The organism is Allobosea sp. P4_E12 (assembly GCF_056401655.1).
Genome location: NZ_JBFUIY010000006.1, coordinates 256,765 through 272,280 on the forward strand (window position 1 = coordinate 256,765; position 15,516 = coordinate 272,280).

Consider the following 15,516-nt stretch of genomic DNA (forward strand, 5'->3'; position numbering starts at 1 on the left):
CCCAGGAGATTGCTCGTGCCGACGCTCACCCGCGAGATCGCCCGTTTTGTCGTGCAGCTGCGCACGGAGACCCTGCCGCCCGAGGTTGTGGCCAAGGCCCGGTCCTGCCTCGTCAATGCGCTCGGCATGGCGGTCAATGGCTTCGATACGCCCTATGCGCCGGTGGCGCGCAAGGCCGCCCTGGCGCTCGATGGCGAGATCGCCCACGGGGCGACCCTGCTCGGCGATGGCAGGCGCAGCACGATCGGCGCTGCCTGCCTCGCCAATGCAGCGCTGTTCCATGGCCGGGCCCAGGAGGATACCTGCGGGGCGGCGCATTTCGGCACGATCCTGATCCCGATGCTGCTGGCGATGATCGAGGCCAGGGCCTATCCGCTTGCAAGGCTGCTTCCGGCGCTGGTCGCGGGCTACGAGGCTGGCGGCTTGCTGGAGCAGGCCTTCGCCGGCCGCACGACGCCGGCCGGGTTCCGCTCCTCCGCGACCTATGGCACCGTTGCGGCTGCGGCTGCGGCCGGCACGCTGATGGAGCTTGACGAGGCGACGCTCGCGGCAGCGCTGGCCAATGCCGTCTCGTTCACCGGCGGCGTCCTGCAATCCTTTGCCGACGGCACCGACGAATGGCGCTACCAGGTCGGCATCGTCGCCCGCAACGGCCTGGCCGCCGCCGAGCTTGCCGCGGCCGGCTCGGTCTCCGCGCCGCATGCCGTGGAGGGCAGGGCGGGGCTCGCGCGCAGCTTTGCCGGGGTGGAGGCGCCGGCCGGTCTCGCCGCCAGCCTCGGCCGCGACTGGGCGATCCTGCGCGTCACCTTCAAGCCCTTTCCGGTTTGCGCTTTCAACCAGACGCCGGTGACCGGGGCGCTCGCCCTGCGCGAGGTGCTGGCTAGCAGGCCGCTCGCGGCGGTGCGCGTGCGGATGAACCCCTATGAGACCGGTTATGCCGGCATGGATGCGACCGGCCCGTTCAGCTCGATTTCAGGCACGCTGATGAGCATTCCGTTCTGCATTGCCACGACCCTGGTCCACGGCGCGCCGAGCACGCGGCAGATGACGACCTATGACGATGCCGCGGTGAATGCGCTGGTCGAGAGGATCGCGCTCGTCACCGATCCCGGCGTGCCGGTGCTCAGCGCAGTGCTCGAGGCCGACACGCTGGACGGCGAGACCCTGATCCATGAACAGCGGATGACGCCCGCCGACTATGCCTTCGATCGCGCGACCTTGCGTGAATTGCTCGGTCGCATCGGCAGCGAGCAGGGGCTGCCGCGATCTCTGTTCGAGCGGATCGAGGCCGTCGTCGATGCCCTGCCGCATGGCGCCATCGCGGAGGTCGTCGGGCTCTTCTCGGAGATCGAAGGCCGGCGCCGGGCGGCGTAGCCCGGCGTGATCCACTTGGCGTGACCCGCTTCGCATCAACGTCCTGGCATCGAAGCAGTTGCATTCTCAAAAAATGAATTATGACTCATAAATCATTTTATGTTAAATGCGACTCCTGGTGATTGAGAGCTTCATGACAGAACCATTGGACCCTTCCGTCGCGCCGGCCGGCCACAACGCCGCCCACGGGTTGCTCGCGCTCTATCGTTCGCTGGTGCTGATCCGCTGCAGCGAAGAGCGGCTGAGCGCGATGTTCGCCGATGGCGAGGTGCCGGGTTTCATCCATCTGAGCATCGGCCAGGAGGCGGTGTCGGTTGGCGTCATGGCGGCCCTGACGGCGCAGGATACGATCGCCTCGACCCATCGCGGCCACGGCCATGCCATCGCCAAGGGGCTTTCGCTCGACGGGTTCTTTGCGGAACTGCTGGCCCGGGATACCGGGCTCTGCCGCGGCCGCGGCGGCTCGATGCATGTCGCCGACATGTCGGTCGGCATGCTTGGCGCCAACGGCATTGTCGGGGCCGGGCTCTCGATCGCGCTCGGCAGCGCGCTCGCGCATCGGACGCAGAAGAACGGCGCGATCGCGGTTGCCTTCTTCGGTGACGGGGCGCTGGCCGAGGGCCTCGTGCATGAATGCCTGAACATGGCGGCGCTCTGGCGGCTGCCCATGCTCTTCGTCTGCGAGAACAATGGCTGGGGCGAATTCCTGCCGACCTCGAAGCAGCTCTCCTTTGCATTGAAGGATCTGGCCGCCGCCTACCGGATCCCGCATGTCCTGGTCGACGGCAACGATGTCGCTGCCGTTGCCGAGGCCGCCGCGCGGATCGTGCCCGAGGTCCGGGCGGACGGCCCGCGCATCCTCGAATGCATGACGACGCGCGTGCGTGGCCATTTCGAGGGCGATGCCCAGAAATACCGTGATGCCGCCGACCTCGCTGCGCTGAGCGAACGCGACCCGCTGCGGATCACCGCGACGCAGCTGGTTGAGGCCGGCATCGCCGAGGACGCCTTGGCCAGCATCACCGAAGAGGTCAAGGCGCGCATTCATGCCGCGGTCGAGGCGGCGCGCGCGGCACCTGGCCCCGGTTTCGAGGCTGCGCTCGCGGATGTCTACACAGCGGCGCCAGCCGGGATGGAGGCACACTGATGCCGGAGCTTCGTTATCTCAAGGCGATCAACCTCGCCTTGGCCGACGCGATGGCGGCCGACCCCACCGTCATCCTGATCGGCGAGGATGTCTCCGAGGCCGGCGGCGCCTTCGGGGCCAGCCGCGGCCTGCGCGAGCGCTTCGGTGCCGAACGCATCGTCGATACGCCGATCTCCGAGGCCGCGATCGCGGGTGCCGCCGTGGGAGCCGCGCTCAGCGGCCTCAGGCCGGTCGTCGAGATCATGTTCATGGATTTCACCACGCTGGTCATGGACGCGATGGTGAACCAGGCAGCCAAGGCGCGCTTCATGTTCGGCGGCCAGAGCTCCGTGCCGATGGTGCTGCGCACGCCGCATGGCGGCGGCCTTGGCGCCGGCCCCCAGCATTCGCAATGCCTGGAGGCCTGGTTTGCCCATGTGCCGGGGCTGAAGGTCGTTTGCCCCTCCGACCCGGCCAGCGCCTATGGCCTGCTGCGCGCGGCGATCGCCGATCCCGACCCGGTCGTCTTCGTCGAGAACAAGGCGCTCTACGCCATGAAGGCCGACGTGCCGGCCGAGCTGCCGGTCATCCCGCTCGGCCAGGCGGCGACGCTGCGCGAGGGCAGGGATGTCAGCATCATTGCCTATGGCGCCGCCGTCCACACGGCCCTGGCCGCTGCCTCCCAGCTCGCGGGGGAGGGCGTCGAGGCCGAAATCCTGGACCTGCGCAGCATCCAGCCCTGGGACGAGCAGGCCGTCCTGCGCTCGCTCGCCAAAACCCATCGCCTCGTCGTGGTGCACGAGGCCGTCGAGGCCTTTGGCGTCGGCGCCGAGATCGTCGCCCGGATGGCCGATATCGGTTTCGACGAACTCGACGGGCCGATCGTACGGGTCGGCGCACCCTTCATGCCGGTGCCGTTCTCCAAGGGGTTGGAGACGGCCTACCTGCCTTCCGCCGAGCGGGTGGTGCAAGCCGTGCGCCGCACACTCGCCTGAGATCGAGAGGAACACCCGTGTCCGACAGCATTCTCTATGAGCGCCGTGACGCCACCGCCCTGATCACGATCAATCGGCCAGCGACGCTGAATGCGCTCGACATGGCGACGCTTGCGGCGCTCGACGAGGCCGTGGGCCGCGCCGGGGCCGATCCGCTGGTCAAGGTCGTCGTCCTGACCGGAGCCGGCGAGCGCGCCTTCGTCGCCGGCGGCGATATCGCCGATCTCGATAGCCGCCAGGGCCTGCCGCATTATCTCGAGCTCGGCGAGCGGCTGCACAGCGTCTTCCGCCGCATCGAGACGCTGGACAAGCCGACGATCGCCGCGGTGAACGGCTGGGCGCTGGGCGGCGGCACCGAATTGCTGCTCTGCCTCGATATTCGCCTTGCCGCGAGCTCGGCCAAGTTCGGCCTGCCCGAGATCAATCTGGGCCTGTTCCCCGGCGCAGGCGGCTCTCAGCGGCTGATCCGCCAGATCCCGCTGTGCCGGGCGAAGGAGCTGATGTTCACCGGCGGCCGCATCGATGCGGCCGAGGCGGAGCGGCTCGGCTTGATCAACCGCGTAGTGCCCGATGCCGAACTGCTCGACCAGGCGCTGGCGCTTGCGGCCAGCATCGCGACCAAATCCCCGCTCGTCCTGAAACTCCTGAAGCGCACGCTCAATGACGGTGCGGATATGCCGCTGCCCTCGGCGCTGCGCCATGAGCAGGCGATGATCGGCCTCGTGCTCGATTCCGCCGACGCACATGAAGGCTGCCAGGCCTTCCTGCAGAAGCGCCAAGCCAGCTTCCGGGGCGTGTGACCATGTCGAGCGCCGCCCCCATCGTGATGCCCAAGCTCGGCCTGACCATGACCGAGGGCCTGCTCGCGTCCTGGCGCGTCGGTCCGGGCGACAGGGTTGCGGCCGGCGACATCCTGTTCATCGTCGAGACCGAGAAGATCGCGACCGAGATCGAGGCCCAGCAGGCCGGCAGCATCGGCGAAATCCTGATCCCGGAAGGCGAGACGGTCCCTGTCGGCGCCGTGCTCGCAACCTGGGCCGGCGCGGCCCCGGCTGCCGGGGTGCAGAAGGCCGCAGCTCCGGAGATGACCGCGGCCAAGCCGGCACCGGAACCGGTGTCCGTGCCGGCGCCAGTTGCGGGGGATCGCGTGATCGCGACGCCGCTGGCGCGGCGCATCGCCCGCCGGCATGGCCTGGACCTGGCCTTGGTCGCAGGCTCCGGCCCGCGCGGCAGGATCAAGCAGGCCGATGTCCAGGCGGCTCTGGCAGCGACCATCGCACCGACCGAGGCGAACGCCCGACCGACTCCGGCCGTGCGAGCGACGTCCGACCGGCGACGCCCCGCCAGCACCATGGAAAGGATCGTCGCGCGCCGGCTGACCCTGTCCAAGCAGACGATCCCGCATTTCTACGTTCATGCCGAGGCCGATATCTCGCGGCTGCTGGACCTGCGCGAGGAATTGAACGGCAGCGGCGGGCAGACCCGCCTGAGCATCACGCATTTCATCATGGCGGCGGTGGGCCGGGCCCTGGTCGAGATGCCGGCCTGCAACCTGCTCTGGGCCGAGGACGAGATCATCGAGCTCGCCAGTCCGGATGTCGGGCTCGCGGTCGACAGCGAACGGGGCCTGCTCGTGCCGGTGCTTCGTGAGGCCGGCCACCTAAGCCTGGATGCGGTCGCTGACGGGTGCGGCGATCTCGTTGCCCGCGCCCGCTCCGGACGCCTCGCGAGCGCCGAGCTCGAAGGCGGCGCCATCTCTGTCTCCAATGTCGGCATGTTCGGCGCCTCGCATCTCGTGCCGATCATCAATCCCGGCCAGTCGGCCATTCTCGGCGTCGCGGCGCAGAAGCCGGTCTTCCGGCCGGATGCGAATGGCCTGCCGAGCCTGCGGCGCGAAATCGGTCTGGTTCTCTCCTGCGACCACCGCGTGCTCGACGGCGTGCGGGCGGCGCGCTTCCTCGATCACATCGTCAACACCCTTGAAAACCCGTTGCGGCTGCTGCGCCAGCGCGCGGCGGAGCGGAGGCCAGCATGAATTTCGACCGCAGCGACGAGCAACAGATGCTGGCGGAAACCGCGCGGCGGGTCGGCGAAAAGTTCGGCCTGGACTACTGGCGCGAGCTCGACGCGAAGAAGGAATTTCCCAGCGCCGTCTGGCGCGAGATCTGCGCGGCCGGGCTCTGCGGCATCGCGATCCCGGAGGAATATGGTGGCGCCGGGCTCGGCATGGCCGAAGTCGCGATCGCGGTCGAGAACCTTTGCGCGGCGGCCGGCGGGTCGACGCTGAGCCAGATGTTCATGTGCAATCCGGTCTTTGGCGGGGTGACCATCAGCCGCTTCGGCACCGAGGCGATGAAGCGCGAGCTCTTGCCGGCGCTGGTGGCGGGCGACGCGCTGTTCGCGATGGCGCTGACCGAGCCGGATGCCGGTACGAATTCGCTCGCGCTCAAGACATTCGCCCGCACTGACGGCAATGGCTGGCGCCTCAACGGCCAGAAGATCTGGATCACCGCGGTGCCCCAGGCCACGAAGATGCTGGTCGTCGCGCGCACCCGCAAGCTCGAGGAGGTCAGCCGCAAGACCGACGGCATCAGTCTCTTCCTCATCGATGTCGACAGGGCGGGGCTGACCCATCAGGCGATCGAGAAGGTCGGCACCAACACCTTGCCCTCCAGCGCCGTGTTCTTCGAGGATGTGCGCGTCGAGGGGCATGAGCTCGTCGGCACGCTCGATGGCGGCTTTCGCGAATTGCTCGACGTGCTGAACACCGAGCGCATCGTCACCACGGCCGGGCTGGTCGGCACGGCCGAACTCGCGATCCGGCTTGCAGCCGACTATGCCCGCGAACGCAAGATCTTCAACGGCGCGGCGATCGGCTCCTATCAGGGCATCCAGTTCCCACTCGCCGAGGCGCATATCCAGCTGGAATGCGCCAGGCTGATGAACCAGAAGGCGGCGGCGCTCTACGACCAGGGCAAGCCCTATGGCAGCGAGGCCAATATGGCGAAATGGCTTGCCGGCCACGCCGCGGGGCTGGCGACGGACCGCGCCATCCAGACCCTCGGCGGCATGGGTTATGCGAAGGAATACCATGTCGAGCGGCTCTGGCGCGACGCGCGCCTGTTCCGCGTCGCTCCGGTCTCGGAGGAGATGATCCTCAACTATGTCGCCCAGCATGACCTGGGGCTGCCGCGCTCCTACTAGGGCATCGGCCCGAAAAGTGGATTGCGGTTCTCGGGAAAGCCGATGCCATCACAAAGGGTTAGATCATCGGACCGGATACGATTTCCCTGTCTGATGATCTAGGTGTGAGCTCTCAATAGGTTGTCCATCCGGTCCCGAGCGAGGAAGCTGAGGTTGCGAAGCTTCAGTCTCCATCGAAGGAGGACCGGATGAACATCCAYAAGAATGCCCGTCTGACGCAGTTGGGTCGAGAGCGGATCGTGCGCATGGCGGCGGCAGGCACGGCCTCTGGCGTGATCGCCAAGGCGGCCSGCGTCAGCCTCAAGACCGTCCATAAATGGATCGCCCGCTTCGCCGCCGAGGGCATGGCCGGGCTGGCGGACCGCTCGTCGCGTCCGCACCGGCTGCATCGCCCGACGCCGGCAGGCCAGGTCGAGCAGATCATCGCACTGCGGCGCCAGCGGCTGAGCGGCCACTCAGAGCGCAGAGCCGAAGAGCTGCCGCGCTGGCTCCATCACTACAACTGGCATCGCCCCCACGGCGGAATCCAGGCCAAGACACCCATCAGCAGACTCGCTCGCGACGAGGACAACCTGTTGACGCTCCACATCTAGGGGCGCTGAGCACCGATGCGATGCGGGCTGTCCGGCCAGCACCGGCAGCCGGGGAGCCACGCCCGAACAGGATTTGAGGAGATGCGAACGCCGCCGGCAGGCCCCCCGTCGGGTTCATTCGTTCTGACGATGCCGTTGCCGCAGCGGCAACGCAGAATGCGGCAGAACTCGGTCAACAATGGGGGCAATGTTGGAAGCGATCGGGCGCCGACGTTCAGAAGGTTCGCCTTCTCATGCCGTGCGGTCCATTCCAGGTGATGGGAGGCCGCAGGACGCAACGACCGTCCGAAACAGCATCTTGGACGATGTGGCCTGGGCAGGGGCATCGGCGCGCGCCCTCGACAGGGACGGCCCCACCAGCCATCCCTTCGCAGAGATGAGCGACGATTTTTCGGACGCACCGGCGTTCGAACATCTGGAACGGGTTGTCCAGAAGCACGCAGACAAGATCGCGCTCAGTGACGGCACGACATCGCTGACCTTTCTACGGTTGTTGCACGCGGTTCAGATCCTCGCCGCCGTCATCGCCGATGCGGTCCCGCCCGGAGAGACGGTCGGACTGCTTCTCGGCAACGCCCTCTGGTACCCGGTGGCCATGCTGGCTGCCATGCGCGCCGGCAGGCCCGCGGTGCCGCTCAATCCGCGGGACCCGGTGCCGCGCCTGGCGGCCATTGCGGCGGATGCGCGCCTAAAGGCCATCGTGAGGGTCGGCCCTGGCGAACCGCAGGACTGGCCGGATGCGGTGCCGCTGCAATGGATCGACCCGGCAAAATGTCTCGCGGAGGCGCCGCCTGGCAGGGTCCCGCTGTCGCAATCCGAGATCTCCGTCGATGCGCCGGCCATCGTTCTCTACACATCGGGCAGCACCGGAACGCCAAAGGGCGTGGTCAACAGCCAACGCGCGCTCCTCCAGCGTGTTCAGCAATATGTAAACGCCGGCCATATCGGCCCCGATGATGTCTTCATGCCGCTGACCGGGCCTGCGACCATCGCGGGATGCCGGGAAATGATGACGCCGATGCTCTGCGGCGCGACATTGTATCTGCTGGATGTCGAGAGCGCCGGCATTCGCGCCGTTCGCGAGCATTTCCAGACCTGGCAGGTGACGGTCGCCTATCTCGTGCCTGCCTTGTTGCGCGTCTTGATGAATGGCGCCCAGCCCGACACGTTTGCCTCGCTCCGCGTGGTGCGGGTCGGCGGCGAAAGGGTGCTCTGGGCCGATATCGATCGCCTCCGCGCGGCGGTGCCGGAGACCTGCTTCATCCAGATCAGCTATTTGTCGACCGAGAGTACGGGAACACAGTGGTTCCTGCCGAGGGACTATCCGGAACAGGGTGCAACGGTTCCGGTCGGTTTCGTCCTGCCCGGCGTTGATTATGCCGTGGTCGACGAGAACGGAGATCCGGTCGCTCCAGGGCAGGAGGGCGAGCTGCTGCTCCGCAGCAGCTACGTCGCCCTTGGATACTGGGAACGCGGCAGAAATCTCCCGCTTCAGGCGGGCCTGCCCGATCCGCAGCTTCGGCTCTTCGCAACGGGCGATCTCGTCACAGTGGACGAAACCGGCTTGATGCGGGTCGTTGGACGCAAAGGGCGCCAGATCAAGATCAATGGACGGCGCGTCGAGCCGGCCGAACTCGAACTTGTCCTGCGGCGCGCGCCCGGCATCCGCGATGCCGTCGCGGTCGTGACGGACGGAAACGAACTGGTGGCCTTTGTCGTTCCCGCCGAACAGGCGGGCACGGACCTGATTCCAGAATTGCGCGCGCTGATCAGGCGGTCGCTGCCGGCCGCCGTCCATCCGACGCGGCTGCATAGTCTTGCCGAATTGCCACGGCTTCGGGGCGGGAAGATCGACAGTATCCGGCTGCGGGAGCTGGATGGCGGGCTGCGCCCGCCCAAGGACAACGATGACGCTCCGGAATCCCGACAAATGGGAAACCCTCATGCTGTCGAGGCGGTGGTCGGGACCCTTTGGGAACGGATACTCCAGGGCAAGGGAGCGGCAGGCAGCCGCTGGGATGAAGCGGGTGGCGATTCCCTGAAGTTGCTGCAATTCGTCATGGAACTCGAGGAGGCGCTTGGGCGGGAACTCGATCTGGACCTGTTCACCATCGACATGAGTTTTGCCGATATCGTCAGGGCAGCGTCCGGCGACGAGGCGACGAGACATCCGCCTGCCCCCTCCGACACGCGGCCCGTCCTGTTCATCGTGCCGGGATCGATCGGCTACGGCCCTAGCCTTGCGGCCTTCGGGCTGGAGATGGGCAAGGTCGCCCGGGTTGTCGCCGTGCGCTACGAGAACCTGAAGGACCTGCTGGCCGGACAGGGAACGATACCCCGGATGGTCGATGCCGTTGTCGACCAGATCAACCATGCCCAGCCCGAGGGCAATGTGAAGCTCATCGGCTATTCCCTGGGCGGCGGCGTCGCCTTCGAGGTTGCTTCCACGCTCGTCGCGGCGGGCCGGTCGGTCACCTTCCTGGGAATCCTCGACACCAATATCGGCGCCGGGCATCACAGCTACGCTGAGACCCTGGCCCGCACGGCGCAGCGCATCCGGGCGCACCGGGTGACCATCGATCGCATGATGTTGCGGGCCGTCGCCAAGATCTTTGCCCGTTTCGGCGCAGAGGCCCAGCTCGCCAGCGGCATCGAGCGCTTGAAATGGGAGATCCTCGCCCGGCCACGTTTCATTCTGCGCCTCGAGCTCGAGGAGGTGCTGCGCATGCGCGCCTTCGACCACTGGCTCCGCCAGCCGAAAACCGCGCTGCCGATAGCCGCCACCCTGTTTCGATGCCGACGGCCCGGCGTTCCGTTAGATCTGGGCTGGGGCGAGCTCTTCACCGATCTGAACGTGGTCCCGATCGTCGGCGGGCATCTCGATATGCTGATTGAACCGCACCTCGGCCATAACCGCCCCTTGATCGAGCACGCCTTCCTGGCGAGCGGCGGATAGGGCAACCTCCGGTGGACGTTTCCCTCGGCAGCGGCGACGCTCTCAAGGTATCGGCGCAGGCGAGGCATCCCGGCCTCAGGTGGCGCTGGCCGCTCGCACCAGCGGGGTTGTCGATTGGCGTGCCGAATGGGCCCAAAGAGCATTGGCGGGAAACGGGGGCACGCAGCTTGTCGGGCGGCAGCATGTTCATATGCCTGAGCCGTTCGTATCGCTCCCGGGAGACGGAATCCGAGATCTCCGGGCGGTCGGCATCCATCAGGTGGTGGACGACGAGGTTGTCCGGCGGGCGACGATGCGACCCAGCACCATCGCGGCCGTGCCGGAGATGGCGCCGGTCTCGGCCAGATTGGTGCCGTAGAGCATGAGGCGCAGCCTGATGCCGGGCGCAACCACATAGCTGTTCGCTGCGATGGTCACGAGCCGCTACGCCTGTGCCGGATCGAAATCCTGTACCATGCCGGGATTGCCGACCTCGCGGACCGCTGCGCGCCCGTGCTCGACGCCCTGCGGGTTGCCTGACTGAAGCGACCGGGCATTCGAACGAAAGGATCAAACCATGTCACTCAAGGATGTTCTTCCTGGCAAGCTCGGCTTCGGCGCCGCCCCGCTTGGAAACATGTTCCGCGACATTCCCGAGCAGGAGGCGCTCGCAACGGTCGAGGCTGCCTGGAAGGACGGCATCCGCTATTTCGATAACGCTCCCTTCTACGGCGCCGGCCTCGCCGAAATCCGCATGGGCGAGGCGCTCAATGGCCGCCCGCGCGACGAATACGTCATCAGCACCAAGGTCGGCCGCGTCATCCTCGACGAGATCGAGGATGTCAGTGCGCGAGATCTCGGCGAGAAGGGCGAGGTCTTCAAGCACGGCCGCCCCAACAGGATCGTGAACGACTATTCCGAGGCTGCAACATTGCGGTCCATCGAAGACAGCCTGAAGCGACTGAAGACCGATCGCATCGAGATCGCCTGGGTCCATGATGTCGCCCAGGATTTCTACGGCGACGAATGGCTCGGCGTGTTCGAGGCGTCGCGCAAGGGCGCCTTCAGGGCCCTCGACCGGCTGCGCGACGAAGGCGTGATCAAGGGCTGGGGCCTCGGTGTCAACCGGGTGGAGCCGATCGAGCTGCTGCTCGGGCTCGACGGTCCGCGCCCAGACGGCTTCCTGCTGGCGGGGCGCTACACGCTGCTCGACCATGCGCGCGCCCTCCAGCGCGTGATGCCGCTGGTCACCGAGCGCGGGCTCGGCATCGTCGTCGGCGGCCCCTACAGCTCTGGTGCCCTGGTCGGCGGCCCGAACTTCGAATACGCACCGATGACGACGGAGATCCGCGCCAAGGTCGCGCGCATCAAGGCCATCGCCGACCGCCACGGCGTCAGCATGAAGGCGGCCGGCCTGCAGTTTTCGCTCGCCAATCCCGCGGTCGCTGCGGTGATCCCCGGCGCCAGCCAGCCGAGCCGCATCGCCGAAGACCGGGCTGCGCTGCAGGAGGTGGTGCCTGCCGCGTTCTGGCGGGAGCTGCGGGAGGCCGGGCTGGTCCATCCCGACGCGCCATTGCCCGGCGCGTAGCATGTCGGGCGCGTAGTAGCCGGCGGATCGCTCGTCATGTGCCTCGCGCTTGAGAAACGCAGGTCGGGCAGCCGACGCCTGCCGTCCCGTCGATGACACGTCTATTCCGTGACCTTGATATCGAGTTCGCGGATCAGCCGGCCGAACCGTTCGATGTCCCCGTTGACCAGGCGCGCCATCTCCTGGGGCGAGCCGGGAGCGGAGTCGAGCCCGCTGGCCGCGAGCCTCGACGCGATTTCTGGAGCCATGATCGCGCGCGCGGCCGCCGCATTCAGGCGCGCGACGATCGGCGCTGGAGTCCCGGCGGGGGCAACGAGGCCGAAGAAATTCGGGATCAGGGGATCGTCGGAGAGGCCGAGTTCCGTCATCGTCGGCACCTCGAGCATGTCGCGCAGCCGGCGCTCGTTCCCGACGGCGAGCGCCTTCAGCTTTCCGTCCTGCATCAGGGAGAGCGCGGCCGGCGGCGTGGAGATGGTCAGCGCGACTTCGCCCGTCGCCACCGCCGTGACGGCCGGCGGCGCACCGCGATAGGGCACATGCACCATCTTGACGCCGAGCCTGCGCGCCAGCGCCTCGATGTTGAGATGGGCCATGCTGCCCTTGCCGAAACTGGCATAGGGCAGCTCGCGCTGCTTCGCGAGGGCGACGAACTCAGCGAAGCTGCCGACGCCGAGCCCGGGATTGACGACCAGCACATAGGGGCCCGTCGCGACCACACCGACATAGGCGAAGTCCCGTTTCCCATCGAGCGCCTGCTGCGGCATCAGGATCGGGTTGATGCCAAAGACCTCGCGCGGCGCCATCAGCAGCGTGTAGCCGTCAGGCTCCGCCCGCGCGACTGCCGCTGCCCCGACCATGCCGTTGGCGCCGGCCCGGTTCTCGACGACGACCGGCTGGCCGAATTCGAGGCGCAGTTTCTCGGCGACGAGCCGCGCGGCAAGATCGACCGCGCCTCCGGCCGGGTAGGGCACGATCAGCAGGATCTGCCTGGTGGGATAGCCGGCTTGGCTCTGGGCGAGCGCCGGCAGGGCGAGGGAGCCCGCACCGAGGAGAGCCAGAGCGGCGCGGCGAGACATCGGCTCGGACATGGTGACCTCCCATCCAGTTGTTCGGTGTCGTCGGGGTCGATGATCAGAACGGACCTGTCGCTTCGACATGCCGGGTCCATTGCTCCCAGGCGCGGTCCATGGCGAAGGGCGTCAGGTTGAATTCGGCGGCAGAGAGCGCTTCGGCGGTCGTCAGTCGGCGAACCGCGCCGAGCTGGGCGGCCTTCAACTGCACCTCGGCATTGCGAGCGCCGTAGATCGCCCGAAAGGTCACCTCCCGGAGCGAGCGGCCCGCGACGGTGGCGCCATGGCCGCGCATCAGCACGGTCCAGTTCGACCCGAGGGCCCGCGCCAGCGAATCTCCCTGCGCCTGCGTCGAGACGATCAGGTTCGTGTCGCCGAACTCATCCTGGCTGTCCCAGAGCGGCACGGTCGCGCCCATGGTCGCGCCCAGATGGAAGACGGGAACGAGTTCGGCATCGCTCGTGCAAAACGGCATCATCGCCGGCGCATGGTGGTGACAGATGGCCTGCACATCCGGGCGTGCGCGGTAGATCGCGCCATGGATGCTGCGTTCGGCGAAGATGCGGGCCTGCGTCACCGAGACGAGGGCATCCTCGCGGTCGAAGACCAGCACATCCCCGGGGGTGACCAGCTCGGCCGCGCGGGTTCTCGGCATCAGGTAATGATCGCTGCGATCGGGGTGGCGCGCCGAGACATGTCCAAAACTGTCGACGATGCCTTCGCGGGCGAGAATGCGGCTCGCGAGAACGATCTCGGCAACCACCGCATCGAGCTCCCGGGTGCCCTCTGGGTGCGGAGCCTCACTGGCTCCGGCAGGCGCGTTCGACAGCATGGGACGCCCTCGATTGAAATGCGCGGATCTGCGCCGTCGCGGCAGGGTCACTCATTCTTACGGCCGAAATCCAATGCGAAGCGCTTAGGTCAGCGCTAAGCGTTTTGCTGTGGCTCGGCGGCCGGTAGCGGGTGCCCCAACCCGATCACCGCCGCCGAGAGCGTCGTCATCGCCGCAGCAACGGCGTCGCGGATGATCGGGAGCGCGGCAAGCTGCCCGGCCTTGCGCGAGCCTGCGAGGTAGAGCGTGCGCCTGAGCACCGGTGCGACGATCGGGCGGGCCGACAAGGTCCCGGCCGCGACCTCCGCGAGCACGGTGCCATAGGGCAGGATGCCGGCCGCAGGCCCGCGCGCGACCAGCGTCTTGATGCCGGAAATCGAACGGACCTCGTGTTCGAGCCGGAGGACGAGCCCATGTTCGGTGGCGGTCTTCTCGACGAGGGAGCGCACGCCATCGCGCGGCTCCGGCAGGATGAGAGGATGGGCGAGAGCCTCGGTGAAGCTGATGGGGGCCGTGTCCCGCTCTCCCGTCGCGGTGACGAGGACGAGGTCTTCCTGGTAGAGGGCGCGCCTCCAGCAGCCGGGTGCGTCCGGAACCTCATAGGCCAGGATCAGGTCGAGTTCGGCCCGATGCAGGCTGTCGACCAGGAGATGGCTCATCTCCTCGGTCAGGCTGACGGCGAGGTGAGGCGCGCGCTCCGAGATCCGCAGCAGCAGCTCCGCGCCAATGATCTGCATCAGGCTCGGCGTCAGGCCGAAGCGCACGGCCTCGCGCGCATCCTCACGCAGTTCACGGCGCGTCAGCGCGACGAGATCGAGAATCTCGACGGCGCGCCGGAACAGCTTTTCGCCGGCGGCCGTCGGAGAGACGCCGCGCGAATGGCGCGTCAGCAGCGTGACGCCAAGGCCTTCCTCGAGCTGCTTGATCTGCATGCCGAGCGCCGGTTGCGCGATCCGCAGTTCATCGGCCGCGCGCGTCATATTGGCGGCCTCAACCACACGGACGAAATAGGTGAGTTGGCGGAGGTTCAACGCCCGCTCCGGGATCGTCTGCTTCGGACGGCGAACCCTGCCACGAAGGCGCTCGCTCTGACGAGTCTGCCGCGCTCGCGCGGCGGCCTGGGCGGACCGCAGGAATCTGATCGAGATCAAGGCGAGGAGGGCCTGCCTGCGGCATCAACGCGGCATGAGCTTGCTCGCCTTCATGGCGGTCTGTGCCTCGCTTCTGGCGACGCCGGGACCGACCAATACGCTTCTCGCGACTTCCGGCGCGGAGATCGGCTGGCGCCGGTCCGCCGCCCTGCTTGCAGCCGAGCTTCTCGGCTATCTCCTGGCCATCGCCATCCTGCGCCAGGCCCTGGGACCGTTCATCGCATCCCTGCCGATCGCCGCAACGGCGCTCCAGGCTGTCGTGGCGCTCTATCTGGTCTACCTGGCAACGGCGCTCTGGCAGCGCAGCAGCCTGCCTCTCGCACAGGGCCATTCGATCACTTTCGCGCGGGTGTTCCTGACGACGCTGCTCAATCCAAAGGGGCTCATCTTCGCCTTCACCCTTCTGCCCCCGGCAGGGTTCTCGACGCTGCTGCCCTGGCTTGCCGTATTGTCGGCGGAGATCGTCGCGTTCGGCTTCGGCTGGGTGCTGCTCGGCAGCACGTTGCAGCGCAGTCTGCAGGACCCGGCCAGGGCCAGGCTCGGCTACCGCGCCAGCGCGGCCGTGCTCGGGTTGCTGGCAAGCATGATGGCCGCGCGGACTCTGGTTTCGCTCTGACGGGGGCCCGTCCGCTCTCGGATCGTGCCCGA

General features: G+C 67.6%; 13 protein-coding genes and 1 pseudogene. 10 read left to right on the top strand and 4 right to left on the bottom strand.

Features of this window, described 5'->3' with window-relative positions:
- The first annotated feature begins 15 nt into the window (after nt 1-15).
- The 8 genes from AC1DW9_RS10135 (at nt 16) to AC1DW9_RS10170 (ending at nt 10,248) form a co-directional block, all read left to right on the top strand.
- Complete coding sequence (locus AC1DW9_RS10135) at nt 16-1,374, top strand: MmgE/PrpD family protein (RefSeq protein WP_441504521.1); 1,359 nt, start codon at nt 16-18, stop codon at nt 1,372-1,374.
- A 133-nt stretch (nt 1,375-1,507) separates the two neighbouring features.
- Entirely contained in the window at nt 1,508-2,521 is a 1,014-nt protein-coding gene (locus AC1DW9_RS10140; protein WP_441504520.1) for a thiamine pyrophosphate-dependent dehydrogenase E1 component subunit alpha, read from the top strand.
- A complete protein-coding gene (locus AC1DW9_RS10145) occupies nt 2,521-3,495 on the top strand; it encodes an alpha-ketoacid dehydrogenase subunit beta (RefSeq protein ID WP_441504519.1) in 975 nt (324 codons plus the stop codon). Before AC1DW9_RS10140 ends, AC1DW9_RS10145 begins: the two co-directional genes overlap by 1 nt.
- A 17-nt stretch (nt 3,496-3,512) precedes the next feature.
- Nucleotides 3,513-4,295 carry an enoyl-CoA hydratase/isomerase family protein gene (locus AC1DW9_RS10150; RefSeq protein WP_441478142.1) on the top strand — a complete coding sequence of 261 codons (783 nt, stop codon included), beginning with the start codon at nt 3,513-3,515 and terminating at the stop codon, nt 4,293-4,295.
- A gap of 2 nt (nt 4,296-4,297) precedes the next feature.
- Nucleotides 4,298-5,530, top strand: coding sequence for a dihydrolipoamide acetyltransferase family protein (locus AC1DW9_RS10155; RefSeq protein ID WP_441504518.1), 1,233 nt, complete (start codon nt 4,298-4,300; stop codon nt 5,528-5,530).
- A complete protein-coding gene (locus tag AC1DW9_RS10160; protein ID WP_441488414.1) occupies nt 5,527-6,699 on the top strand; it encodes an acyl-CoA dehydrogenase family protein in 1,173 nt (390 codons plus the stop codon). Before AC1DW9_RS10155 ends, AC1DW9_RS10160 begins: the two co-directional genes overlap by 4 nt.
- Before the next feature lie 188 nt (nt 6,700-6,887).
- Nucleotides 6,888-7,292 carry a leucine zipper domain-containing protein gene (locus AC1DW9_RS10165; protein ID WP_476855079.1) on the top strand — a complete coding sequence of 135 codons (405 nt, stop codon included), beginning with the start codon at nt 6,888-6,890 and terminating at the stop codon, nt 7,290-7,292.
- A gap of 307 nt (nt 7,293-7,599) precedes the next feature.
- Nucleotides 7,600-10,248 carry an AMP-binding protein gene (locus tag AC1DW9_RS10170; RefSeq protein WP_441507956.1) on the top strand — a complete coding sequence of 883 codons (2,649 nt, stop codon included), beginning with the start codon at nt 7,600-7,602 and terminating at the stop codon, nt 10,246-10,248.
- A 160-nt stretch (nt 10,249-10,408) separates the two neighbouring features.
- On the opposite strand, the pseudogene AC1DW9_RS10175 reads toward AC1DW9_RS10170, so the two are convergent.
- Nucleotides 10,409-10,698 (bottom strand): annotated as a pseudogene (locus tag AC1DW9_RS10175) (type 2 periplasmic-binding domain-containing protein); the annotation flags it as partial.
- A gap of 106 nt (nt 10,699-10,804) precedes the next feature.
- Here AC1DW9_RS10175 and AC1DW9_RS10180 point away from each other — a divergent pair.
- On the top strand, nt 10,805-11,815 hold the full coding sequence (locus AC1DW9_RS10180; RefSeq protein ID WP_476776683.1) for an aldo/keto reductase: 1,011 nt from the start codon (nt 10,805-10,807) through the stop codon (nt 11,813-11,815).
- A gap of 101 nt (nt 11,816-11,916) precedes the next feature.
- On the opposite strand, the gene AC1DW9_RS10185 is transcribed toward AC1DW9_RS10180, so the two are convergent.
- The 3 genes from AC1DW9_RS10185 to AC1DW9_RS10195 form a co-directional block, all read right to left on the bottom strand.
- A complete protein-coding gene (locus AC1DW9_RS10185) occupies nt 11,917-12,903 on the bottom strand; it encodes a Bug family tripartite tricarboxylate transporter substrate binding protein (protein WP_476776682.1) in 987 nt (328 codons plus the stop codon).
- A 43-nt stretch (nt 12,904-12,946) separates the two neighbouring features.
- On the bottom strand, nt 12,947-13,717 hold the full coding sequence (locus AC1DW9_RS10190; RefSeq protein ID WP_476776681.1) for a class II aldolase/adducin family protein: 771 nt from the start codon (nt 13,715-13,717) through the stop codon (nt 12,947-12,949).
- Nucleotides 13,718-13,812: 95 nt separating this feature from the next.
- Complete coding sequence (locus tag AC1DW9_RS10195) at nt 13,813-14,748, bottom strand: LysR family transcriptional regulator (protein ID WP_476776680.1); 936 nt, start codon at nt 14,746-14,748, stop codon at nt 13,813-13,815.
- A 154-nt stretch (nt 14,749-14,902) separates the two neighbouring features.
- Between AC1DW9_RS10195 and AC1DW9_RS10200 the strand changes: the two genes are divergently transcribed.
- A complete protein-coding gene (locus tag AC1DW9_RS10200) occupies nt 14,903-15,484 on the top strand; it encodes a LysE family translocator (protein WP_476776679.1) in 582 nt (193 codons plus the stop codon).
- The last annotated feature ends 32 nt before the right edge of the window (nt 15,485-15,516 follow it).